Source organism: Methylocaldum sp. MU1018 (assembly GCF_053646775.1).
Map to the genome: position 1 here is coordinate 4000045 of NZ_CM132195.1, position 22577 is coordinate 4022621.

Here is a 22577-nt window from a genome sequence, read left to right on the forward strand (position 1 = left end):
GCCTGCATCAGGCGCCCATGCCGGCGTAGCGGCGGGACAGCATCCAGATCAGCTTGACGAAATCCGGGTGGTTGAACCGCGGCATTCCGGCGGCGACCAGCACGAACCGCTCGTGTCCCAGATACAGCGGCCAAAATCCCACCCTGCTGTTGCCCGCCGAGTCCACCACCGACCAGGCGCTCGAATTGAGTCCGAGATTGTGGAGCAGCAGTCCGGAGCGGCGCTCATGCAGATTGGCCAGATCGGCGCTGAGCGCCGAGAGTTCCTCGGCGACCTCGTGGGGAAAACCGTGGGTCGCGAGATAAAATCCTTGGCCGTCGGCCAGCAGAACCTTGGCCTGACTGCTCAACTGGCCGAGGAGTTCGGGCAGAATTTCGGAAAGAGGCTGATTCGGGCATTTCAGCGGCGCTTCCAGGCCTTGCAGCCATTTCGCCTGTTGTGCGTGATGGAGCGCCTCATAAGCCTTTTCGGTATCGTCGAGATTCGACCAATCCATCAGGCCGGCGAGGGTGAGCGCGGGGCTGGACTCCATCTGCAGCAAGTTTCTGATGATCTGCATGGCGGGGGTGTTCGCCCGGGTCGTGACCGCATGGTAGGCACCGCCCGGGGTGGGATGGAGATAGAGATGCTCCGCGAGCGCGTACTCCTTCATGGATCTTCCAGTTCGGGATCGATGGAGTAGAGCAGCGCCTGCACCAGCAGGGAGACATCCTTTTTGCGCCGGGCGTCCACCTCGAAGATCGGGGGATTCAGGCCGATTCCCTCCAGTTGGCGGTGGTAGTCCGACAGGAGCGGCGTCGCGCGGATATCGGTCTGGGTGACGCCTATGACCAGACTCGTGGATTCGATGAAGTTGCCGAATTTGCTCAAGAAGAAGCGCAGATCCTGGAACGGGTCGGCGCGGGTGTTGTCCAGCAACAGCACTAGGCCGATTCCGCCGGTGGTCAGGATGTCCCACATGAAGTCGAACCGTTCCTGGCCCGGCGTTCCGTACAAATGAATCTTCTCGCCGCCAGGCAGGGTCATCATCCCGTAGTCGAGCGCGACCGTGGTCGAGGGTTTCCGGCTTTTGGTCATGTCGCGGGCCAGTTCGTCCGTTTTGACCGGCGGCACGTCGCTGAGCGAGGCTATGGCGGTCGTTTTCCCGGCGCCTACGGGGCCGGTGAAAATGATTTTGTTGTACTGAATCACGATTCGGTCCAGCTCCCGTCAAGACAATTTCAAGTGTTTCAAAATTTTTCCGAGAAAGGATGTACGCTCCGGCTCCGGCTTGGCCGGCGGCTGAACGTCCGCTCGGGCAATCTGCCGTTTCGGCCGTTGTTCGATCAGTCCGAGGGCATGGGCGGCGCTGATGAAGGCGAAAACGTACTGCTGCCGTATGCCCAGGGTTTGCGCCGCCCCGCATGCGGTATGGGGGGCGTGATGCAGCAGCGCGGCGATCCGCATCGCGTGGGGGATCAGCAGGAAGCGGGTCAGATTGGGCCAGTATTTGAGAATCACCTCGTGTTCGAGCGATAGGTCGGCAGGAATCTTGCCTTTCGACGTCCAAATGGCCATTTTCCAGAGAAACGCATCCAGCGGGATCAGCCGATCCGGATCGAGGCGGGCTTCCCGGACCTCGATCGGCGTTACTTTCATATCGGCGGCCGCCGACCCGCGCGATCCGCCGATTTCCATGTGAGCCAGATGGTTCATGGGAATCGCGCAAGCGGCGCGCAGTTGCGCCTCGTCGGCATCGATCCATATGCGCCGGGTTTGCGGGAACACGACGATCGGCTTCCACGGCGTTTCCACCCGCAGGGCCTGCTGGCGCGAGAGCGCGAGCGCGCACGCCGATTGGAAGCTGCCCTGTAGAAAGTCCCCGGGATTGTAACGGACGGTCTCGGCCTGTTTGGGATCGGCCGGATCGATGTCGTCGCGGACGCCCAGATAACTCATGAAGCTCTGTTCATCCAGCAAGGCGGCCACCTTGGCCACCGCGCCATCGGATTTTTCAGGCGCGGCCACGGTTTTTAGGGGCGGGGGGGCTTCCGCGTTCCGTTCTCCGGTGTCTCGGGATCGGCGCTTTTCCAGAAGTTGCCGGGCGTGCCGGATCGCCTGCAGCAGGCTTTGGCCCTGAACGGGCTTTTTTACCAGGATCGTTTCGGATGAAGAGGAGCGATCGGCCAGGGAAAGGAGGATGAGCACCCGGTCCGGGCGGGTTCGCCGTTCCCTGTCGAACAGCTCGGCCGCTCTTTGCGTATCCATATCGATGACGCAGGCCTCCGCCTCTTCTTCGTCATCGACGAGAACGGCCTGCTCCCGGCCGGGGCCGTGCAAAAACATTTTGAACAGCTTCACGGTTCGCTCGTCCATGCCTAGAACCGCCAATCGTAATGGCGCCATGGCTAAATCGGTCATGGGGTACGTTCCTTTCGCAGATATCGTTCGCAGTCGTCCCAAATCGCCGGCAGGGAGTCCACGACCTGTTGAAGCTTTTCGCGAGTGCTCAAGAAACCGTCGAGATCCTCCGTCGCCCGGTACAGATGCAGGAGCTCCTCATGCAACTCGGCCCGCTCCGGCTGTCGGGACAAGGCTTCTTCCAACGCCGCTCGTGCCTGGTCGAGCTGGCTGTACTCGATGTATTCCCTGGCTTCCAGAAGCGGGTCTCGCCTTTCGAGCCGAGGCTTGACCGACACCCGGACCAGATTCAATGAACCGGTAATCCCGGGCGAGAGCACCGATTGCCGGATCGGAGGCAATTCGGCCCAGGCGGGCGCGCATCCGGAATTGAGCCACCGGCCCAGGCGGGTATGGCAATCTTTCCGCAGCCGGTTCCGCGCACCGTTCAGTAGTCGCCTGCGGAGGACGGAGCCCTTGTGTCCCAGGGCGATGAAGAGATCCAGCAGCGCGGCGTACAAGCCGTCCTGGTCGTTTTGACCGTAGTGGTGGAATACCCGCTGAGTGTGGCGCAGCAAGTTGCCGGGTGCGGCTGCGACGGCGTGGGCTAAATAATCTGCCATTTCGTTTTCCATGCCGGGGCATTGCGGGGCGAGTGCCGGAGAGTTCTCGATCAGAAAAGTCGGTTCGGTAAAGTGTTTTGGCTCAAGGCCGTGCGCCGTCTCGTCGCAATGCGGCGAAGCCGGTCGCTGATCTTGGGAGAGATAATCGGCCATCAATGCTTTTTGATGAAACGGCTGATACTGGATAAAGCCGGCGGACCCAGGCGAACCGGCTGGATGCCTCATCAAGAATAGTTGGTTTTTCAAGGAAGGCCAGGCTGCGGCCGGGGAGGTTGCGAAGGTGCGAGCGGGAGTCAGGGACCCGTTTCCAGACGGTGGTTGTTTTCGAACCGCCAGGTGCGCGTAATGATCAAAACGTCCGCTTCTTGTTTCAGTTCCGGGGGGAAAGGCGCGAACGGAGCCGCAAGCCGTATGATGTTCATCGCGGCGTCGTCCAAAACCTGATGACCGGACGAGTATCGGACTTTCACGCTGTATACGGTCCCGTCCGGCTTGATGCCGACGCTCAGGAGCAGGCTGCCGGACAGATTTCGGCGGCGGGCCTCGTCGGGGTAGTTGAGGTTGCCGATGCGTTCGATCTTTTCCTGCCAGGCTTTCTCGTAAGCGGCCGCCTTGTATTTGTGGGCGTTCACCGAGTTGATGTAAACCAGTTTGGGGCGGCGGGCGTATTCTTCCCGGGATTTGTTCAGTTCGGCGCTCAATTCGGCAATCTGCTGGCTGAGCGCCGCGGCCGTGAGCTTTACCGGCTGCGGTTCCGGCTGTATCTCCGCGCCCTGGTCGACGACGATCTTCTTTTCGGATTTTTGCTGTGTCAGCACGTGTTTGAGCTTGGCTTCCCGGACATGCGCGGGATTGGGCGCATGTTCGGTTTGCCGGCCCGGGCCTTCCTGCGGCGCGGGTTCGCTCCTCGGAATCGCCTTTTCGGTGTGGGTGCCGCTGCCGATCTGGTTGTCCGGAGCGAGAAAATCGGCTTTTTCCGGCGCTGTCCGAGAAGGATTTCGCACCAGGGCGATGGTCAAGGATTTCTTGATTTCGGGCTGTTTGGGCATTTGGAAACTGACGCCCAGAATGAGAACGGCGTGCGCGATGCCGGCGAGAACCAGGGATAGCAGGAAACGGTCGGAAAAAAACCTATCGGTACTCATGAGTCGCCTTCACTAGGCCCGAACAACGGACTCGATATGATTCATCAGCAACGCGCTGATGTTCAAGCCGAACAGCGTATCCAGTTCCTGCACGCAGGTCGGGCTGGTCACGTTCACTTCGGTCAGATAGTTACCGATCACGTCCAGACCCACGAAGACCAATCCTCTTTCCCGAAGCGTCGGGCCCACCTGCTCCGCGATCCAGCGGTCCCTTTGCGTCAGTTCGCGTCCCTCGGCGCGCCCTCCGGCGGCGAGATTCCCGCGGCTCTCGCCCAGTGCCGGGATACGGGCCAGAGCGTAAGGAACCGCCTCGCCGTTGACCACCAGGATGCGCTTGTCGCCGTCGACGATCTCTGGCAGATAGCGCTGCGCCATGACGAAGCGCGAGTCGTGCCGGGTCATGGTTTCCAGGATGACGCTCAGGTTGGGATCGTTTTCCGCGATGCGGAAGATCGAGGCGCCGCCCATGCCGTCCAGGGGTTTCAGGATGATTTCGCCCTGTTCGCGCAGGAATTCACGGATCTTATGTCCTTCCCGGGCCACCAGGGTCGGCGGGCAGCATTGCGGAAACCAGGCGGTAAAGAGCTTTTCGTTGGCGTCGCGCAGGGAACGCGGCTTGTTGACGACGTAAAGCCCCTGGTTTTCCGCGCATTCCAGGAGATAGGTGGCGTAGATGTATTCCTGGTCGAAAGGCGGGTCTTTGCGCATCAGTACCACGTCCAGGGAGTCCAGCGGCGCTTCCGTCTCGCCGTGAAAGCCGAACCAGGACAACTCGTTGCGCTCCACGCTCAAATGCCGCATCCGCGCGTAGGTGCGCCCGTCCCGCAAGTAAAGATCGTTGAGCTCCATGTAAAAGAGTTCGTAGCCTCGCGACTGGGCCTCCAGCAACATGGCGAAACTGGTGTCCTTGTGGATTTTGATTTTGCCGATGGGATCCATGACGATCCCGAGCTTTAGACTCATAGCGTTTTTTCCGTGATAGAACAAGCGCGGCTTGACTTAAAAACCGCGAATCATTTATAAAGCGTAGTTTTCCGTTCCAGCTAGGCGAGTTAGAGGTTAACCATGTCCAGAGTATGCCAGGTGACGGGCAAGCGCCGTATTGTAGGCCATAACGTCTCGCACGCTAATAACAAGACGAAGCGCCTGTTCAATCCGAATTTGCACGACCATCGTTTTTGGGTCGAAAGCGAGAACCGTTGGGTAAGCCTTCGCGTTTCCAGCCAGGGAATGCGCATCATCGACAAGAAAGGTATCGATGCCGTTTTGGCGGATATCCGCAAGCGCGGCGAAAAAGTCTAATCGAGGTCTGAACCATGCGCGACAAAATCAAATTGGTATCGAGCGCCGGCACCGGCCATTTCTATACGACCACCAAGAACAAGCGGAATATGCCGGAAAAGATGGAGATCAAAAAATACGATCCCGTCGTCCGCAAGCATGTTCTGTACAAGGAAGCGAAAATCAAATAATCCGTGATTTGCCCGGGTCGCGGACCCGAACGATATCCGTGATCCGGCTCATCGCCCGGCCATCCGATAAGCCGAGGCCGCCGACCCGCTCCCCCGATTCGGCTTAACTCGAGCTCCTCCATCCGCTCGGCGGAATAAACCGAGCCCACGCTTCGCCCCGGGCGGCATTCTCGCTCAGAGTGGTTCGAAAAAAGCCTCCAGATCCATCAGCAACGCCCGCTCTTCTTCGAGCCGTTCCGGATAATCGGAATGCCCGGCTCGAAGCACGAACAAGCGTTTCGGTCCCGCCAGCGCGTTGTAGATGGCGAACTGGCCGGGCGGCGCGACGAACGGGTCGGACAAGGCCGCCGCGACGTGGACGGGAATCCGGATGTGCCGCGCGGCACAGGCGGCGTCGTAATAGCGCAAGGTTTCCAGCACGGATCCGTGACGGCGTTCATATCGCCGGACGGCTTCCCCGCTTCCCAGCGTCGGCAGGGCAAGCCGCAGAGGATGATGGCCGAAGGTCGGAACGTTCAGATGGGCGATGCGGATGCGCGGGTCCCACGACAGGGCCAGAGCGCCGATGCCGCCGCCGAAGCTGATCCCTGAGTAGCCGATATGGCCCTCGATTTGCGGAAAGACGCTCAGCAGCGTCGAGACCGCCAGCCACAAATCCTCGACGCAACCGCCTAGGATGTAACGATCGCGCCGGTCGATGCCGTGCAGCACATGGCGGGCGGGATTGTCCGGAACGCGCGGATCGCGGCTCGAGGAAAGGCCGCGGAAGCAGGGAAACAAAACCGCGGCCTCGTCGACCGGAAGGTCGAAATCCGGAGCGTCCCGGCCGCCGTAGCCGTGGCCCACCACCAGTGCGCGCCGAACCGGTCCGCGCCTGGGGCTCAGCAGCCAGCCTCCTATGATGAAATCGTCGGTCGATCGATAGCGGACATCGTGGACATCGAAGTCCGGATGACTGTCCTTGCAACGGCTCAGTTCGGGATTCGGGTCGATTCCGAGCGTGTTCCGGTAACGGGACTCCCAAAATTCGACGAAATCGCCGGGCTCTTCCGGCCAGCCGACGCGGAGCAGCGATTCCAGGGTGTAGCCGTAGCCGGGGTCGAACGGAAGTTTGGCGGAAATCACCGGTTCTCCAGAATAATCCCGAATCAGCGGGCGGTCCGGCCGTCCCGATTGCGGCAGGCGTCCGCGGCGAGTTCGAGCTTGCGCAGCAATCTCTTCTTGAGATCCTCGAAATAATGCGCCGCATCGTCCAGACCCGCGCCGCGGGCGAAGCGAACGAGAGGATCCAGAAGCCAGGCTTCGGTGGGCGACAACTTGGGTTCCAAAGCGCCTTGCCGGTATCTCAGCGCGACCCATTGCAGGCTCGAGGGAACGTGCGTCTCGTGCAGGCGGAGATTTTCCATGCGCTGTGCGTAGATATCCTCGAAGCTCTCCTCCGCCCCATATACCTTTAGCGCCAGGCCGGTCTGGAATACATGCCAAAAAAGCTCGCGAATCGCCGCCCGGCGTTCCGGGCCGATCATGTCCCCGATGGCCAAGGCCGCGAAGCGGCCGCGGTCGTCGATGGCATAGAGCTGGCCCAGCGAGTTGGTGGCGAGATTGAGCATGGCCTTGTCGAATTCCAGCCGGGTGGCCGAGCCGTGGACCGTTTGTTCGAACCTGCCGCCATGTTTCTGCAGAATCCGGCAGCAGCGCCGGCGGATCGCTTCGTTCCCGCCGCTCACATAAGTGACGGCGGGCGGTCCGGGCCGATACACGGTGGTAGCGCCGGACCCGTCCCGTACGCCGGTTTGCAAAGTCACTCCGCGGAGCAGGCGGCCCACGATCACGGCCATGAGATCGGGCCAAAGCTCGGGAAGCCGGCCGAACAAAACCGATTCCTCGAGTTTTTCGACGAACCACGAACGCAGCCGCTGATAATAAATGCCGTTCGAGCAGAGCATCACCAGCGGAAACGGCAAGGCCGCGGTGTCCAACCGTCGTTTTTGGTGAATGTGCTCCAGAAGCTCCACCAAATTGCCCATCACGCCGGTCAGTTGATCGGGATTCAGGCAGACCAGAAGAACGTCGGGCAGACTGTTTTCTTCATAGCAGGCCAGAAGATCGGGCTTCAGGATTCCGGCCGTCGGAACACGGTGCAGGCCTTCCTCGTCGGCAATCGAAATCTCCCCGCGCTGCCTCAGCGCCTTCGCGCTGGCCGAGCCGGCGCGTTCCAGAAAATAAACGTCGCCGTCGATCTTCCGGGCTCGCTGCGTGAGGTGGTAGAAAAAACTCACCCCGAGGGCGCCGGCCGGCAGAATGCCCGCGCGGCCGGCCTTTGCTGACGCCATGTCTCATCCCTCCAAATTCGAGATGACTTCGGCTGCTTTCTTGAGATTGGACACCTTGATGATCAGCCGCATCTCCTCCTCGCGGGCATCGTCGCTGCCGTAGGCGTAATCGATGTTGATTCCGGCTTCGTTCAGCGCGCTGCAAACGGCTTCCAACTGGCCCGGCCGATCCTTCAGTATCAGCACCAATACATCGGCCTCCACCGCGACATGGCCTTCGCTCGACAACAGCGCCTTGCAGCCGGAAGGATCGCTGGTGATCAGGCGGATCATGCCCTGCTCGACGTTGTCCACCACGCAAATGTCCTTGATGTTGATCCCGTGCCCCGCCATCAGGCGGCCGACGGCGGCGAGGCGGCCGGGCTTGTTCTCGATCGCTATGGAGAGTTGACGCTGAATGGTGAAGTCCATGACTCGTTCCGATGGAAAGGCGTTAAACGAAGCATATCAGCTTTCCGGAGTACTCCACGTGGGTCGAAGTTTCGGGAGCGGAAAGAACCGGCCACAACCCGCGACGGGTAGATTCTTCAGCCGCTCGTCATCCAGCGTGAAGCCCTTCACTAAATATTCCCGCAGCCGTTCCGTCGCCCAGCGGCGGAACGGCGTGCCGCGCACCGAGCGCACCCGGCAGCCCACGGCAAGAATGGCGTCGAGGTTGCGGCTGACCGTGCGGTTGCCTTCCTGGCGAACTATTAGGAATTTCCTAATAGTTGCCTCCGGCAACAATTCCCCTTCGGCATAAAGCGTCTTCAAATGTTCGTTGATCGTTGGAGCCTTGACCTGAAACAACTCCGCCATCAGAGCTTGAGTCAGCCACAGCGTGTCGTCGGCGAAGCGGCATTCGACGCGGGTACGGCCGTCCTCGGTTTCGTAGAGGGGGAATTCGCCGACAGATATCTCCGGCTGAGTCATGGCACCAATCTCGCGAGTTGAGGGTCGTTTTGAAAAAAGCACGAGCCCTTTTACTTCTTCACTTGGTCTTGGGCTGCAACGACTTGGGGGCATCATCGCCCACCGCAATCGCGGTGTTGTGATGCCAGAAACGGCATATCGTCCTAATGCGCTTCGTGCACTCCAAAGTTTGAGCCACGGCCTATCGCACGCTGTCTAGCATGCCCGGTCTGCTCAAACACTAGTTCCGGCACTACCCCGCTACTGAAGAAGCCGCGCGTGCGACGGGTACGGCAAGCGAATTCGTGCAATAAATTATGCGAGGCGCAATCATTGCAGCCGGTTTTCGATCCAATCCCAACGTTTGTCTTTGACCATCACGAAACGGCACCGGCTATCCGAGAGCGAAGCCCAGAGCCCGCCGATCAGCCGGTCGTCCTCGGCACTCGGCCAGCGGTCTGCGCCTTTGTATTCCACCGCGAGCACGACGTCGTTCGGCAATCGGCAGAGAAAGTCCGGATAAAACCGGCCATCGGCCTTCTGCAGAAAGAACGAACATCCCTCTCGTCTCACCAGATTGCGCACCCAGTACCGAATTCGTTCTTTTTGCGCCTGAGTGTCGAGCCAGCAGGCGCACTCGAACTCTTCCTTGCTGTCGAAATCGCCGATCCGGCCGTAGAAGTGCCTGCGGAATTCGAAGTAGCCGAAACGTCCGTCGTAGTCTCGGCTCGGTGTGTAGGCTTGCGGGTGAAATTCGAAGGCGTACTGATCGCTTACGACCACGCGCTCGGCTTGGTTTTCGCCGAACAAAGTTTGTTGGTAGGCGCTGCCGATAGCTTTGGTACGCAAACGGCGAATGCGCGCTTCGATCAGGTCTCGGATCAAATACTTTTGTAAGTTGGCGCGAGCCAGCGTAAAACCTTCGCGTTCCAGCAACTTCGTGATCCAAGCCGCGACGAAAGCCTGTTTGCTGGCATGCGTCAGCGACGGCTCGGGCAGGTTATTGCACAGCCACGTGGCCAACCGCACTTCATCCCAGTGTTCCGGCTGATAGACCAGGCCCAGATCGCGCTGTAATTCCGGCAAGAAGCGGGAGACTACCCGACCCGAGGTTTCATCGATATCGATCTCGCCGCCTTCCGAGACCTGGAGGCCAGCCCCGAGTGCAGCGATATCCTCGGCGGTCGGCGCGGCATCGTAAGTCGCCAGGTCCCACGGATACTCCAGCACCTCGGGATCGTCGAACAGTTGCAGCTCGCCTTGGACCCATAAGGCCAGTTGCGGCACGCGAAAGCGCTCCCCCAGCTCGGCCGGAGTCTGGAAAAATTCCACGGCGGTGGTGCGGCTCGTTTCGGCGGCCTGCTCGATGGCGGCCACGGCGGTTTCCGTTGTGACTGCCGCTTTCAGGTCTTCGGTTTCTGCCTCGGTCAGCGGGGTCTTGATGGTCAGAGTGTTGAGCCGGCCATCCCAACTCACCTTGTCCCGCACCGGCTTGGGTACGCTCTTGAGATCGGGTTTTTCGGGCAAAGTGATCGCGACGGGCCGGACTACGATACGTCCGGAGTGCCCATCCAGGTCGAGCCGCGCCTGTTCGGGTTTCGCCGCGGTGACGAACTCAGCGACTTCGCGCCGCTCGAAGCCGGCCCCGGTTACCAGCCGGTCCCGCAATGCGGCGGCCGTCTCGGCGAAATTGCGCGATACCACGAAGGCATAGGACTGGTTGAGCAATCGATTCTGCCGATGGCTGGCTCCGGGTTGGCGAAGCACCCGCCCCAGCAACTGTTCTACCGCTGTAGCCGAATGGAGCGAAGCCATGCTCACCAGAATATAGGCGAACGGGCAATCCCAGCCTTCGGCCAGCGCCTTCTGGGTGATGACGAACTTCACCGGGCAAGCGGGATCGGCGATACCGAGCTTATGTTCCGCTTCGATCTTCTCCAGACCTTTCTCCTCCCCGGTGGCGACCGCGATTTCGTCGGCCGGAATCCGGTGATTGGCGATCAGTTCATGGCGCACCCGCTCCACGTCCAGCGTCTCCACGCCGCTGCGGCGGGGTTCGGCCTGAATCAGCACGATCGGTCGAAGGTAATCGGCACCGGTTCGGCGCTCGTCGTCGGCCAGTTTGTGCAATGCGTCGCGGCGGCCGATAGCGTCCGCCAGGCACTGTTGCCAGTTGGGCTCGGTTTCCAGCACTACCGGCAGCTTGATCATTTCCTCCGCTTTCAGCTCGGCGGCGGAAACGCTGTGCAGTACGTTGGACGGCGTCCGCTCGGTATCGGGCGTGGCCGTCAGCTCCATCACCCCGCTGGGCCGAAACCGCGCCAGCATGTCGAAAGCCAGTTCGGTGCGGCTGTTGTGGGCTTCGTCGACGATGACGAAAGGACGGCGCAGGCGCAGCACGTTGGCCAGCGAATAGGGCACGGTTTGCTCGGTTCCCTGGCCCTCTCTCAGAAGCTCGTCCCGCTGCACCGGCGAAAGATTGTCGAAGTGATGCATCAGCGCTCCGCTGGACTGATACACCTTGCGGCATTCTTCCGCCTCCACCTGGAAGGCCTGGCGGGTGGCGACGATCACCGCCGTCGAGGTATCCAGCGTGGCGCGGGTTACGCTCTTGGCTTCCTCGAGGTCCATCACCGTGACTGGGCCGGCTTCCCTCAGCGCGGCATGGTAGGGGTGCTTGCGGGCCTTCAGGGCGCGCAACGTCTGTTCGCGGATCGGCTTGGACGGCACCAGCCACAGAATCACGCTGTGCTCGACGCGCAGCAGATGGGTATTGACCCGTTGCACGCTTTTGGCCGCCAGCCAGGTCTTGCCGCCGCCGGTCGGCACGCGCAGACAGAAATAGGGCATGTCCGGCGGAAAGCCCGACAGCGGGTTGTAGGCCAGGCCTCGGCCCCAGAGTCTTTCCGTGACGGCGTTGAACGCCACCGAAGGGCTGGGGAGTTCGTGGCAGGCTCTGAAATACGCCTCGACGCTTTCGAGCACCTGCGACTGATAAGTTTTGGAAGAAAAAGCCGTCATTGCGTTTAGTCGCCCGCGCTATATCCCCACTCCTCGAATTGCTTGGCCAAGGCGGGGTCATCGTGAAAAGCCTTGAAATAAAGAAATTCGGGCGCAAGGTCCGCGCCGTTGGGCCAAACGACGGTTTCCAGCTCGGGATCGACCGATACTTGCGAAAACAAGATCTTGTCTTTCAAGGGCTCGAATACCGGTCCGCGAAGCGCGTCCTCGAGGTCGGCCTCTCCCCGGCGTCCGTCGTTGAAGGTGACGCGAATGGCATAGTCGTGCAGATATTCGACTTTCGTTACGTGCAAGAACATGGCATTTACTCCAGCGGATCGATCGGATTGGGCATTTCCGCGCGACGGCACAATTCCCAATCAATCAGTAACTCATCACGATGCAACTCATACCATTCCAAAACCAGACGCAAAGCGCGCTTTGGAAACGCCCCGCGCACGACGCCGGTAAGAATATCCACCGTGATTTCATATTCTCCGTATTTGGCATGAAAATGCGGCAGAGCATGGTCGTTCCACAACATGGTGATGACAATGCCCAGAAAACGGCTGATTACCGGCATTTCACACCTCCAGCGCATAAGGAGTTTGCTTGAAAACGATGCCTTCGCGCATGGTACGCGCTCCCATCCGGTTGGCGGCGGCATAGATTACCTTGGGGCCGCCGAATCGGGGCAAGAGGTCGAACACCGGGCCGGTCAGCACGTTGCCGCCCGTCGCCGATTTGTCCTTGAGAATGCCGTTGTAGAGCAGATAGATTGCCCGGCCCTCGTGCACGCCCAGCAAGGGCGAATCGGCTTGGCCGGCGTAGCCGCTGCCGGTTTCGGCGAACCAGACGAATTCGGCGAGCTGGGCGAACGCGACGTCGGAGCGGATCTGGCCGTCGGCGGCGAACAGGGGTTCGGCGGAAAGGCGGCAGAACTGGAATCCGCCGCGGAGTCCCTCGGCCTTGTTGCCTTTGGCGCTGGTATAGCCGGATGCGACGCGCTTGATCCTTTCCGCGGTCACGTTCCGGGCGATGCCATCGTCCATTTCCACGAGGATGAAACGGCGATTGCCGCCGTCCGCCGCGTTTTGCTTGAGTACGGCATGGCCGGTAGTGCCGGACCCGGCGAAGGAGTCGAGAACGAGCGAATCCTTGTCGGTGGCGATTTGTAGGATGCGCTGGATGAGGCGGGTGGGTTTGGGGGTAATGAATACGTTGTCTGAGCTTTCGAACTCGACCAGTTCCAGCAGTTCCTTTTTCGCTTCCTGAGTGTGGCCGACATCTTTGTAGAACCACATGGTTTGAGGAACGATGCCTTCCTTTACGTCGCTGAGATAGCGTTTCAAACGAGGCATGTTATTCCCCTTTTCCCCCCACCAAATGCGGCCTTCTCGATCCAGTGCATCGAAAGATTCCTTGGAAATAGTCCAGTAACGCCCTTGTGGCGGTCCCTCGATAATCCGGCCAGACGGTGAAATGACCGAATACGTTCCCAAGCTGTAGTAGTTACGGGCGGTAAGATCGCTGGAAGTCCATGGCCCTCGTGGATCACCAGTGTCTTTATAACGTGCATCAACACCTTCGTTGCGTGGCAAAAGGTTTGGGTTCCATACATCGGCGTTGAGTGCGTAAACCACAATGTAATCGTGATCTTCGGAGAAATGACGAGCGGAGTTCTTCGGCGAAAAGATCTTTTGCCACAGCACCGTTGCAATGACGTTTTTCGCTCCGAAAATTTCATCCATCAACAATCGCAGCGTCGCTACTTCGTTGTCGTCGATAGACACGAATATCGCCCCATCCTCCCGCAAAAACTGCTTCAGCAACACTAGCCGCGGATACATCATGCACAGCCAACGGTCGTGCCGGTCCAGGGTCTCGCCTTCCTTGCCGACGACCTCGCCCAGCCAGCGACGGATTTCCGGACTGTTGACGTTGTCGTTGTAAACCCAGCTCTCGTTGCCGGTGTTGTACGGCGGATCGATGTAGATGCACTTGACCTGACCGGCGTAGCGCGGCAGCAGGGCCTTGAGCGCGTGCAGATTGTCGCCCTGGACGATCAAGTTGCCGCTTTCCTGCACCCCCGGCTCCTCTTTCGACGAGAGAGGCGGGCAGGAAAGATCCGGCACCGGCTCCAAGAGCCGGAACGGCACTTCTTTATGATGTTTGACGACGGCTTCTTTGCCGATCCAGTTCAGAGTGGGCATCCGCGATCCTGATCTTTAGTCTTTTGGTTAGTGCTGATTCGAAGGGATTAACGATGCACCGATCTCGGCCATCAGACCGACGCCACGGCCTTGCTTGCCATGCCAGCAGTTGAAAACGTAGAGTCCGGGCGCGAGTGGCGAAGGAGTGTTTGAAATCGACGGTCTCGGCGGCGATGCCGTCGATTTCGCTGTCCTTGCGCAGCGATATAGCCGTAGGGTGGGTTAGGCGCACTCCAGCACCGGCCAGTCATTGAACACTGCGCTGCGAGTGCGCCGTAACCCACCGATTCCGCGGCTTGCCTGGTGGGTTACGGCGCGCGGCGACACCGAAGGAACGTTGCAGGGTCCGTCCGATGCGCACCTAACCCGCCCTACACCAGAAACATGAATCGGAACGTTGTTTTCGGCCATAGTCTTAATTATTGTCACGTATACGGTGCAATAAACAAACAAAAAGGAAAGTTCCCGCGAACCGCGAATGCAGCTAAACCGCTGATCCGCAAGGCTTAGCTCAAACGGCAAGCTCGAGCGTTATATCCGAGCCTCAGCCGCTCCAATGCTGCCCCGATCCAGCCGAAACCGATCCGTTCCTGTTCGAGGCGGAGGGCCGGGCGGATGCGGTTGTCGCGGAGGTCGTCGTAAAGCGCCCGTTCCTCGGGGGTGAGGCGGAGGAGGTCGCGGCGGACCGGTTGGGGTTCGGTCATCCATTGAGAGGGATGGGCCATCAGGGTTTCGCGGTCCATCAGGAAGGATTCGGCATGGGGAAGATGGGCGCGCAGTTGGTCCAGGATGGCGAAGCCGTGGGTGTCGATGTCGCCCCAGTAGTGGACGGCGCAGCGGTGCAGCCATGAGGCTTGAGCCAGCCGGTCAAATCCGTACCCGGCGCCGAACACGACCATGCTGCGGGGCAGGTTCGGGAAGGCGAGGAAGTTGATTTCGTTTTCGGTGACGAATACCCGGTCGACTTTGGCGTCCAGCAGGGCGAAGGTGTCGTGGTCCAGGGTGATGTCCTGGTCGGTGCCGCCCGGCAGCAAAGCTAGTTCGGGATCGAGGATGCGGAAACGGATTCGGACCGGCTTGTCGCGGAATCCGTAGCGGCGGCAGAATTGGCCGAGGCCGACGGCGTCGGCATCGATCGCATCGGGCGGCAGGCTGAGGTCCAAAAGTTCCGACAGCACCGCGCGATGGGTTTCGATGAACTTGGTATGGACGCCCGGAATGTCGATTTGCCGGAGATAGACGCCGGGGCGCGGGTGGGCCTCTATCCAGTCGATGATGTCGAGCAGCAGCGGCCAGCGATCGGCCAGTTCCAGGGCTTTCAGCGGATACCTGGCCAGCCAGGGGAGCGCCGAAGGCCGGCGGTTCCGGGTGGTCGCCGCGAGTTGGGCGAAGCGCTCGGCGTCGCGGCGTTTTCCGATCAGGGCCAGCGCGTCGTCGAGCGTGTCGATCCAGATTTCGTCGGGAATCCGGTTCGCGCCGAGGATGCGGTGCCGCACGTCGCGCGTCACGACCCGGTAGTGTGCGCCCCGCCTGAGATTCGCGATCCACGTCCGCACTTGATCGAACCGATCCGCGAGTTCGGACGAGGAAGGTCCCTTGAGCGTCAGTCGGCGCGGGAACACGGTCTCGCCGCCGGCCAGGCTGGCCAGGATCAGGCCTTTGTCCCACAGTTTTTGCACCTGGGCGCGGAGGTCGGTGGGGGTGGTCCAGGTCATGCCTCGACTACGTTCTCTGGGAGAAGGACATGATGATGGCTGATAAAACAGGCACTTGCCCTTTTCATCTCCCTCACCCCAGCCCTCTCCCAGAGGGAGAGGGAGCTTTTGCGCCGCCCTTCAACGGGAGAAGGCCTATTACAACCGTTCCTGGAAGGAGAGGGCTTTTGTAGTTGTAGGTCGGCAATCCTTTGCCGACAACGCCGGTCGTCAACCCGTTAACGTCGGGAAAGGATTCCCGACCTACAAGACCAAGTGCGCGTTTGCGATTGTAAGGAGCTTTCGGGGCTTTCCCGATCCAATGGAACGACGTCACGCCCTGGCCCTCGCCTTTTCGGCGCGGTAGTCCTCGATGGTGAGGTTGCGCAGCTTGGAGGCGCGGCCTTCCTCGTTGTGGACGAAGCCGACGCTGGCGACGAAGGGTTCGATGATGTGGATTTTCTGCAGCGGCGTGACGATGAGAAGTTGCAGGTTGAGCTGCTGAAACAGTTTCAATCCGTACTGGGCCGATTCGTCCGAGCCGCGGCCGAAGGCTTCGTCGATGACCACGAAGCGGAAGGAACGGGAGCGCACCGCGCCCCATTCCAGGCCGAACTGGTAGGCCAGGCTGGCCGCGAGGATGGTGTAGGCGAGTTTTTCCTTTTGTCCGCCCGATTTGCCGCCCGAGTCGGAGTAGTGCTCGTGTTCGGTTCCGTCGGCGCGCCAGCGCTCGGAGGCGGCGAAGGTGAACCAGTTGCGCACGTCGGTGACCCGCGCCGTCCAGCGCCGATCCATGTCGGCCTGTCCTTCGCGTCCGCGGAAACGCTCGATGATGTCCTTCACTTGGAGGAATTTCTCTTCGGAGTATTGGGCGTCGTCCGAACCCGTCAACGCGCCTTCGGTGCATTTGCGCAAGGCAGACTGGAAGTCGCGCAGGTCGTTGTCCGGGGAGAGCTGCGCTTCCAGCACGATGTAGCGGCCGGGGTTGTAGTCGATCTGATTGAGCGAAGCGTTGATCTGGGCGATCCGCTCCTTGATGGTCTCCCGCTCGCGGTTCAGTTGCGACTGGAAATTGGCGACCTCGCGGATGGTGTTTTCGTTGAGCAGTTCCTTGAAGCGCGCCTCGAAACGGGGCAGGTCGTCGGCCTCCAGTTTCGCGAGCATCTCGCGGTATTCGTGGGCGGCTTCGATGCTGACGTCCACGTCCTGGGTTTCCAGCTTGTAGGTATCCTTGTATTCGGCCATGGCTTTGATGATCTTGTCGCGCAGACGGCCGAGCTTGGCGTCCTCCGCGTCGATGCGCCCCTGCAGCCACTTGCGCATGTCCTGTTCGCGCGGGTCGCAGTTTTCGACTTCGAGGCGATGTTCGCCCAAAGCTTCCGCCCGCATCGCGTCCAGCGAGGCGAAGCGGGCCGCGTGGACGGCATTGGCCGGGTCGTCGAGCACGGCCTGGGCTTGCACGCGCAAGGCGTCGGCATCATTTCTCCTCTGCACGGCCCGCGATCGATCGTCCCTGCGGTCGACGAGCCGGCGTTCGGTTTCTTCCAGGGCGAGCACCACGGCGTTCAGCCGCTCGCCGAGTTGCTTGAGCACGTCCGAGGCGGCTTCGAGCCGGCGTTTTTCTTCGTGCAGCCGAGCCGCTTCGCTCGCCAGCGGGCGCCAGTCGAGTTCGCGGAAGTCGCGGTAGACGTCGAGCTTGGACAGCGTCGTGAGCCGGACTCGGATCGCCTTTTGTTCGGCGTCGAGGGCGGCGAGGCGGCTGCCCAGTTCGCCCAGCCGGGTTTCGAGCTGCCGCGCCCGGGATTCGAGGGTGGCGATCTTGGCGGCGTTGGACCAGCCGAGCACGTAGCGGCTGCGGTCGTCCAGGCGGTGCCGGTCGTCCTTTTCGTGGCGCTCGCCAAGCGCCTTGATCTGGCCGGCGCGGGTGATGGCCTTGGGTTCGCGGCGGAATTGCTCCTGCATGGCGCAGCAAGCGTAGTCGAAGCGGTGGGCGAGCTCCCGTTCCAGCCAGTCGTAAAAGGCCGAATCGGGCTTGACGGCGAGCTTGTGCGCCAGCGAGTCGCGGTCGAGGCTGGGCAGCTCGCCGCGCTGGCCTTCCCGCACCCGGAAATAGACTAGCCGCCCCTTGAGATGGGTGCGGTCCACCCACTCCGCGACCCGGGCGTAATGGACATCCGGCACCAGCATGGACAGGCCGAAATTGCGCAGCAGGCGTTCCGCCGCGCCTTCCCATTCGCGCTCGTCCTCGCGCACCTGGATCAACTCGCCGGCGAAAGGCATGTCGTCCTCGGACAGGTTCAGCGCCCGGCACAGGGCGGCGCGCATGGCGATCTGCTGGGCGTCGATATTGCTGCGGCGGGCCTTCAGGCTCTCGATCTCGTCCGTCAGCGCCTTGTGTTCCTCCCGGCCCTGGGCGAAGGCGAAGCGCACTTCGTTTTGCTCGTTCTGGAGCTCCGCTTCGCGGGCGTCGGCCTGCTCCTGCAGGGCGGCGAATTCGCGCCGCTGGGCGAGAAAGGCGTCGTCGTCTTCGGGCGGAGCGAGATCCAGGGATCGCACCAATTCGGCGTAGTCCGCGGCTTTCTTGCGCCGCCGCGCTTGTTCTTCCTCTTTCTGGCGGATTTCCTCGCCGATCCGCTCGATGCGGTCGCCGCCGTTTTCGGCGATGCTGCGCCGAAGTTCCCGCTCCTCGGCCTGCTGCCCTTGCTTCCGTTCTTCGAGTCGCGCCACCAGCGTATCGAGCCGCGCCAGTTCGTCGTCGAGCGTAGCGATGCGCTTTTCCAGCAGGCCGAGTTTCAGACGCGCGAAATAAGGCTTGAGCGCCTCGCGGCAGGCCCGCAGTTCGTCGCAGCGGGCGCCGATTTCCGTATGCCGGTCGCAATCGGCCACCAGCGGCGTGAGCAGCTCCACCTGGCGCTTGGCCTTGAGCACCGCTTCATGGGCGCGGTTGAGATCGTCGAAGTGGGCGATCAGGGCGGTAATGCGCGGGGCGACGTCGAAAGGCTCCAGCATGTGGCTGCGCACGAAGTCGGTCAGGTTGCCCACCGATTTCATCGAGACCGTCTGGTGAAACAGTTCCAGCGCCTGTTCGTTGTCGATGCCGAAGCGGCGGCGGAACCAGGCGCCGTAAGGCGGGAAGCTGTCGAAGATTTCGGCGCCCGAGTTGCGCAGCCGTTTGCGCAAGGCGCCGATGTCCGAGCCGAAATGAGCGAAATCCTGGGCGATGGACGACGCGCGTTCGGCGCCGACGAAGAAACGGGCGGGCTGCCCCTGCGGTTCCTTCGTCCAGAACACCTGGGCCAGGGTCACGGTCTGATCGTAGCCGGCGTTGTGGAACACGCCGAGGATCACCGAGTAGCTGTTGTGGTCGCGCAGGGCGACCGGCTTGGCGGAGCCGGTGGCGTCGCTGCGCTCGGACTTGTAATGGCCCAGCACGTAGGAGCGCAGGGTGCGCTCCCTGGCGTCGGCTCCGGCCGCCTTGTTGTAGGCGATGCGGTGGGCCGGCACCAGGAGCGTGGTCACGGCGTCGACCAGGGTGGATTTGCCGGAGCCGATGTCGCCGGTGAGCAAGGCGTTCTTGCCGTCGAGATGCAGCGTCCAGACCCGGCCGTCGAAGGTGCCCCAGTTGAACACTTCCAGGCGGTGCAGGCGATAGCCGGTGAGCGTGTCGTCCCCGGTGAAATCCAGGCTCAGCGTTTCCAAAACCGTCAGGCCGTCGCTTCCTTCCGCCTAGGCCGCAGCAATTGTTTTTCCAGGTCGATATCCGCCAATCCGATTTCGGCCGGATCGACTCCTAGCAACTCGGCATGCTCCTTGGCGATGTTTAAGACATCGTAGTACGCCATGGCCAAGCCTTTGTCGAACTCCCGCTCGCCGCGAGCAGCTTCGGCACCGTGTTCTTTGGCGGCGTTCACGATTTCCTCGAGTATCACTTGCAAGTCGATTCTATTTGCCACGTCTGCGTTCCTCCAAGATTCCGATCATGATGTCCCGCTCCTGTTCCAGCCGGAGAATATCGGCCGGCCACTTCCGCTTCACGAGATAATCGATTTCGATATCGCTCAGTTCGTCGCTGACCTTCAGCGTTGGATCGATGATCCAGGCGCGGTGCTCCTCGATGCGTTTATTGTACGTCCGAATCGCTCGCTCTATGAGATGATCGGGATCGTTTCTGTAGCGCTTCAGCAAGCCGGCGTGCTTCTTTCCCGCTTTTGCTTCTTGATAAGACTTGTTCACCAGGGCCACGGTGGCGGTGTCCGTAGCCGCTTTTTCGTCACCAAATGTGGTTTCATTCATCGCCTTGATAATCCTGCCGGTTTTCGAGCAACAGCGACTTGTAGGCGTCCAGCCGCTGATCGAATTCCGCCAGCCATTGCGCGTCGATGAAGGCCTTGAGGATGCGCCGCACCTCGAACGTGGCCTCTTGCCCGGCGGCCGGCTTCAGGCGGCGCAGAAAGCCGAGCTCCACGATCTTGTTGAGATGGGCGTCGACCTGGTCGATCAGCCTGGCCTCGTTGCTGCCCTCGGGCAGGAACACCCGGATCAACTCGACCGCCTCGCCGCGCGAGAGCACCAGGCGGGTGTCGCCGCCGCTCGCGTCGAATTCGGCCAGCTTCTTGCGCAGCAGCGCCAGCAGCAGGCTGACCGGGAACGAAAGCGGACGCCGGGCCACCAGACGCGGAGCCTTGGCCGCGGCGTCGTCCTCGTCGCCGGCGCGCGAGCGCAGGAAAGCGTAGCCTTCGGCTTCGTCCAGCATCAGCTCCAGCCCGAGCACGGCCACGTAGTCGCGCACGCGGCCCTGGAGAGTGAGCAGCGCGTTCCACAGCGCGGGATCGCTTTCCCGGTAGATCACGCCTTTCAGCAGCGGCACCACCAGGGCCGACAACTCGGGCGCGGCGTTGTTCGGCGTTTCGATGTCTTGTTCCGCCATCGTTATCTCACGAAGATCACCCGCGGCAACCGGGCTTGTTTCAGGCGTCCGTCGTCGCCGTAGCGCCAGACAATGATCTCGGTGATCTCTTCGTCCACCACGGACTTGAAGGTTTCGCCCGCCAGTTGCAAGTAGGCGACCAGTTCGGCAAGTCCCTGCTTCAAGGGGCGCTTCTCGCACAGTTCGCGCAGAGTGATTTGCGAGCGTTCCTGCAAGGCATGGCGGATGTGGCGCGACAGCGCCGTTTTGTCGACGACCACCTGGGAGAACAGCGCGGCGGCGTCCACCTCGGCGTCGCCCGTTTCCAGTGCCAGGTCGGCGATGCGCGGCTTGATCGGCGGGACGTAGAGAGGCCTTTCCATGGGCAGCTCGATGGTCGCGGCGGTGTCGGCGACGCTCATGATCTCGCCCGCGGGCGGCGCGTCGCGCAGCTCCAGCGCCTTGGTCTCGATGCTGCGAAGGATATCCATGATACGGCGATTCTCGAGCCAGGCCTTGTCGTCCAGGAAGCGCCGCAACTGCTGCGAAAGCTGGGCGACCGTGCGCTGGGTGTGCTCGCCCGCTTCCAGCCAGTCGTAGTGAATGCGGCGAGTGCGGGCGTCCGGCCGGAGTTCGGCCACCGGCGGCAAGCTCAGCACCCGATCCAGCAGTTCCGTCAGTTCCTCCTGGCGGCGGCTGGACATGAGGAAGTCCCAGAAGGCGCGGAAGCTCCGGCCCTGATCCGAGTCGGCGATGGCGTCGCGCTCGCCCATGATCTCTTCCAGCAGCGCGCCCTTGCCGCCGTCCCACAGCGCGATGCGCTCCCGCACCCGACGGTCCAGCGCGCGGAAATTGTGCTCGACTTCGCGGAAATCGGTGAGGAGTTCGCGGGCCAGGGCCATGAACTGCTGGAACCGGTCCTTCAGCGCCGTGTCGTCCAGCAGGGGGATGTCGCCCCCCAGGATGCGCGCGATTTCGGCGTCGATCTCGTCGCGGCGCTTGTGGAGTTCTGCGATGCGCGCCTCGGGGTCGGTCTCGGAGCCTTCGCTCATCTGCTTGAGCAGTTCGAACAAGGTGAGCAGCCGCGATTCGGTGCCGACGAAAGCCCGTTCGGTCAGCGTGCCCAGCCAGGCGATCGCCTTTTCGGTGGAAGGCGTCAGATCGAAGTGCGGTTCGTCCGAGCCTTGCACGTAGAACTTCCGCAGCCAGGCCTTGTCGTTGCCGGCCCAGTCGTTCAGGTATTCGAGCGCAGGCTTGGGGAATGCCTCCTCCCCCAGCCGCTCGCGCAGTCCGAACAGCTCGTCCTCCAGCGCTTCCGCCAGATCCGACTGCGCCATCGTCCGCACGTTGGGCGCGACGAACACGCGATGCAGAAAACTCGCCACCAGCGGCGCGTGATCCGAGCGCAGCAAGCGCCAGGCCGGATGGTTCTGGCGGAGGAGGTCGAGGGTGGTGAAATCGAGGTTCATGCGATTTGCGGTCGCTGTGCTTGTTCGTCTGCTTCTGAAACCGAACCGTTTACGGGTGTCTTCGCCCGTTTCGCTTGCCGGCGGCGAAACGATCCAGGTGCGAAGAGGTTTTTAATTTTAAAGAGAAACGAGTCATATCGGCACGTCGTCGATTTTTTATTTGCCTGTTTCGCCGCTTTCCGGGCAGAAAAAAGCGCACGGACCATCCGCCGGCAGCATCGATGCGACCAAGAACCCCGTCGGTAGCGGCGCTGTCTAACAAACGGTGTTCGATGATTCGGCGGGACGGCCGATCGGACGCAAGCGCCCGGACAACACCTCCCGCCTCCGGGAACCGGCGTTGCGCCCTCGGGCAGCGGGCTGGCGCAACGCGATGAATGATTCCGAAGGGGCCGCGCAGGGCGATGTTCGAAGGCGAGGCATGCCGCTACCCAACGGATAGCGGGGCTGGC

At 61.5% G+C, this 22577-nt stretch carries 22 protein-coding genes; 2 read left to right on the forward strand and 20 right to left on the reverse strand.

From position 1 onward, the window contains the following. Positions 1–7: 7 nt before the first annotated feature. The 6 genes from ACWJKU_RS18405 to gshB all read right to left on the reverse strand — a co-directional run bounded on the left by ACWJKU_RS18405 (position 8) and on the right by gshB (position 5110). Positions 8–652: a hypothetical protein gene (locus tag ACWJKU_RS18405; RefSeq protein ID WP_454144711.1), complete on the reverse strand. Its 645-nt coding sequence runs from the start codon at positions 650–652 to the stop codon at positions 8–10. Further along, positions 649–1191 (reverse strand): GTP-binding protein, encoded by a 543-nt coding sequence (locus ACWJKU_RS18410; RefSeq protein ID WP_454144712.1) that lies wholly within the window; start codon positions 1189–1191, stop codon positions 649–651. The genes ACWJKU_RS18405 and ACWJKU_RS18410 overlap by 4 nt, the downstream gene beginning before the upstream one ends. Positions 1192–1209: 18 nt before the next feature. Then, positions 1210–2400 (reverse strand): hypothetical protein, encoded by a 1191-nt coding sequence (locus tag ACWJKU_RS18415; protein ID WP_454144714.1) that lies wholly within the window; start codon positions 2398–2400, stop codon positions 1210–1212. Next, the gene (locus ACWJKU_RS18420; protein ID WP_454144716.1) at positions 2397–3002 is read right to left on the reverse strand and encodes a type IV pilus assembly protein FimV; all 606 of its coding nucleotides are present in this window, start codon (positions 3000–3002) and stop codon (positions 2397–2399) included. The genes ACWJKU_RS18415 and ACWJKU_RS18420 overlap by 4 nt, the downstream gene beginning before the upstream one ends. A 293-nt stretch (positions 3003–3295) precedes the next feature. Next, entirely contained in the window at positions 3296–4147 is an 852-nt protein-coding gene (locus ACWJKU_RS18425) for an energy transducer TonB (RefSeq protein WP_454144718.1), read from the reverse strand. Positions 4148–4159: 12 nt separating this feature from the next. Beyond that, positions 4160–5110 carry a glutathione synthase gene (gshB, locus tag ACWJKU_RS18430; protein WP_454144720.1) on the reverse strand — a complete coding sequence of 317 codons (951 nt, stop codon included), beginning with the start codon at positions 5108–5110 and terminating at the stop codon, positions 4160–4162. Positions 5111–5212: 102 nt separating this feature from the next. Here gshB and rpmB point away from each other — a divergent pair, with 102 nt between their 5' ends. Both rpmB and rpmG read left to right on the forward strand, forming a co-directional pair. Beyond that, positions 5213–5449 (forward strand): 50S ribosomal protein L28, encoded by a 237-nt coding sequence (rpmB, locus tag ACWJKU_RS18435; protein ID WP_454144722.1) that lies wholly within the window; start codon positions 5213–5215, stop codon positions 5447–5449. 14 nt (positions 5450–5463) lie between these two features. Next, complete coding sequence (gene rpmG / locus ACWJKU_RS18440; RefSeq protein WP_454144724.1) at positions 5464–5619, forward strand: 50S ribosomal protein L33; 156 nt, start codon at positions 5464–5466, stop codon at positions 5617–5619. Between the two features lie 174 nt (positions 5620–5793). On the opposite strand, the gene ACWJKU_RS18445 is transcribed toward rpmG, so the two are convergent. The 14 genes from ACWJKU_RS18445 to ACWJKU_RS18510 all read right to left on the reverse strand — a co-directional run bounded on the left by ACWJKU_RS18445 (position 5794) and on the right by ACWJKU_RS18510 (position 22125). Continuing rightward, positions 5794–6744 (reverse strand): acetylxylan esterase, encoded by a 951-nt coding sequence (locus ACWJKU_RS18445; protein ID WP_454144726.1) that lies wholly within the window; start codon positions 6742–6744, stop codon positions 5794–5796. A 23-nt stretch (positions 6745–6767) separates the two neighbouring features. Continuing rightward, positions 6768–7952 (reverse strand): hypothetical protein, encoded by a 1185-nt coding sequence (locus ACWJKU_RS18450; RefSeq protein ID WP_454144728.1) that lies wholly within the window; start codon positions 7950–7952, stop codon positions 6768–6770. Positions 7953–7955: 3 nt separating this feature from the next. Then, complete coding sequence (locus tag ACWJKU_RS18455; RefSeq protein ID WP_454144730.1) at positions 7956–8363, reverse strand: ACT domain-containing protein; 408 nt, start codon at positions 8361–8363, stop codon at positions 7956–7958. Positions 8364–8399: 36 nt separating this feature from the next. After that, positions 8400–8864, reverse strand: coding sequence for a virulence RhuM family protein (locus tag ACWJKU_RS18460; RefSeq protein ID WP_454144732.1), 465 nt, complete (start codon positions 8862–8864; stop codon positions 8400–8402). 309 nt (positions 8865–9173) lie between these two features. Then, entirely contained in the window at positions 9174–11864 is a 2691-nt protein-coding gene (locus tag ACWJKU_RS18465) for a DEAD/DEAH box helicase (protein ID WP_454144734.1), read from the reverse strand. A gap of 5 nt (positions 11865–11869) precedes the next feature. Next, positions 11870–12163, reverse strand: a complete 294-nt coding sequence (locus ACWJKU_RS18470; protein ID WP_454144736.1) for a DUF2442 domain-containing protein — start codon at positions 12161–12163, stop codon at positions 11870–11872. Between the two features lie 5 nt (positions 12164–12168). Further along, positions 12169–12426, reverse strand: coding sequence for a DUF4160 domain-containing protein (locus ACWJKU_RS18475; protein WP_454144738.1), 258 nt, complete (start codon positions 12424–12426; stop codon positions 12169–12171). 1 nt (position 12427) lies between these two features. After that, on the reverse strand, positions 12428–14056 hold the full coding sequence (locus ACWJKU_RS18480; RefSeq protein ID WP_454144740.1) for a site-specific DNA-methyltransferase: 1629 nt from the start codon (positions 14054–14056) through the stop codon (positions 12428–12430). A 506-nt stretch (positions 14057–14562) separates the two neighbouring features. Continuing rightward, positions 14563–15771 carry a DUF3322 domain-containing protein gene (locus tag ACWJKU_RS18485; protein WP_454144741.1) on the reverse strand — a complete coding sequence of 403 codons (1209 nt, stop codon included), beginning with the start codon at positions 15769–15771 and terminating at the stop codon, positions 14563–14565. Between the two features lie 312 nt (positions 15772–16083). After that, positions 16084–19449 carry an ATP-binding protein gene (locus tag ACWJKU_RS18490; protein ID WP_454144742.1) on the reverse strand — a complete coding sequence of 1122 codons (3366 nt, stop codon included), beginning with the start codon at positions 19447–19449 and terminating at the stop codon, positions 16084–16086. A gap of 5 nt (positions 19450–19454) precedes the next feature. Next, positions 19455–19703, reverse strand: coding sequence for a hypothetical protein (locus ACWJKU_RS18495; RefSeq protein WP_454144743.1), 249 nt, complete (start codon positions 19701–19703; stop codon positions 19455–19457). After that, positions 19693–20043: a hypothetical protein gene (locus ACWJKU_RS18500; RefSeq protein WP_454144744.1), complete on the reverse strand. Its 351-nt coding sequence runs from the start codon at positions 20041–20043 to the stop codon at positions 19693–19695. The genes ACWJKU_RS18495 and ACWJKU_RS18500 overlap by 11 nt, the downstream gene beginning before the upstream one ends. Beyond that, positions 20036–20677, reverse strand: coding sequence for a DUF4194 domain-containing protein (locus ACWJKU_RS18505; protein ID WP_454144746.1), 642 nt, complete (start codon positions 20675–20677; stop codon positions 20036–20038). Before ACWJKU_RS18505 ends, ACWJKU_RS18500 begins: the two co-directional genes overlap by 8 nt. Positions 20678–20679: 2 nt before the next feature. Continuing rightward, entirely contained in the window at positions 20680–22125 is a 1446-nt protein-coding gene (locus ACWJKU_RS18510) for a DUF3375 domain-containing protein (RefSeq protein ID WP_454144748.1), read from the reverse strand. Positions 22126–22577: the final 452 nt, after the last annotated feature.

Excerpts from the sequence above, each read along its gene's own strand:
- ACWJKU_RS18510 (WP_454144748.1), bottom strand. The coding sequence starts at position 22,125 with ATGAACCTCGATTTCACCACCCTCGACCTCCTCCGCCAGAACCATCCG.
- gshB (WP_454144720.1), bottom strand. The coding sequence starts at position 5,110 with ATGAGTCTAAAGCTCGGGATCGTCATGGATCCCATCGGCAAAATCAAA.
- ACWJKU_RS18480 (WP_454144740.1), bottom strand. The coding sequence starts at position 14,056 with ATGCCCACTCTGAACTGGATCGGCAAAGAAGCCGTCGTCAAACATCAT.
- ACWJKU_RS18450 (WP_454144728.1), bottom strand. The coding sequence starts at position 7,952 with ATGGCGTCAGCAAAGGCCGGCCGCGCGGGCATTCTGCCGGCCGGCGCC.
- ACWJKU_RS18485 (WP_454144741.1), bottom strand. The coding sequence starts at position 15,771 with ATGACCTGGACCACCCCCACCGACCTCCGCGCCCAGGTGCAAAAACTG.
- ACWJKU_RS18460 (WP_454144732.1), bottom strand. The coding sequence starts at position 8,864 with ATGACTCAGCCGGAGATATCTGTCGGCGAATTCCCCCTCTACGAAACC.
- ACWJKU_RS18500 (WP_454144744.1), bottom strand. The coding sequence starts at position 20,043 with ATGAATGAAACCACATTTGGTGACGAAAAAGCGGCTACGGACACCGCC.
- ACWJKU_RS18475 (WP_454144738.1), bottom strand. The coding sequence starts at position 12,426 with ATGCCGGTAATCAGCCGTTTTCTGGGCATTGTCATCACCATGTTGTGG.
- ACWJKU_RS18470 (WP_454144736.1), bottom strand. The coding sequence starts at position 12,163 with ATGTTCTTGCACGTAACGAAAGTCGAATATCTGCACGACTATGCCATT.
- ACWJKU_RS18415 (WP_454144714.1), bottom strand. The coding sequence starts at position 2,400 with ATGACCGATTTAGCCATGGCGCCATTACGATTGGCGGTTCTAGGCATG.
- rpmG (WP_454144724.1), top strand. The coding sequence starts at position 5,464 with ATGCGCGACAAAATCAAATTGGTATCGAGCGCCGGCACCGGCCATTTC.
- ACWJKU_RS18465 (WP_454144734.1), bottom strand. The coding sequence starts at position 11,864 with ATGACGGCTTTTTCTTCCAAAACTTATCAGTCGCAGGTGCTCGAAAGC.
- ACWJKU_RS18425 (WP_454144718.1), bottom strand. The coding sequence starts at position 4,147 with ATGAGTACCGATAGGTTTTTTTCCGACCGTTTCCTGCTATCCCTGGTT.
- ACWJKU_RS18405 (WP_454144711.1), bottom strand. The coding sequence starts at position 652 with ATGAAGGAGTACGCGCTCGCGGAGCATCTCTATCTCCATCCCACCCCG.
- rpmB (WP_454144722.1), top strand. The coding sequence starts at position 5,213 with ATGTCCAGAGTATGCCAGGTGACGGGCAAGCGCCGTATTGTAGGCCAT.
- ACWJKU_RS18505 (WP_454144746.1), bottom strand. The coding sequence starts at position 20,677 with ATGGCGGAACAAGACATCGAAACGCCGAACAACGCCGCGCCCGAGTTG.
- ACWJKU_RS18455 (WP_454144730.1), bottom strand. The coding sequence starts at position 8,363 with ATGGACTTCACCATTCAGCGTCAACTCTCCATAGCGATCGAGAACAAG.
- ACWJKU_RS18420 (WP_454144716.1), bottom strand. The coding sequence starts at position 3,002 with ATGGCAGATTATTTAGCCCACGCCGTCGCAGCCGCACCCGGCAACTTG.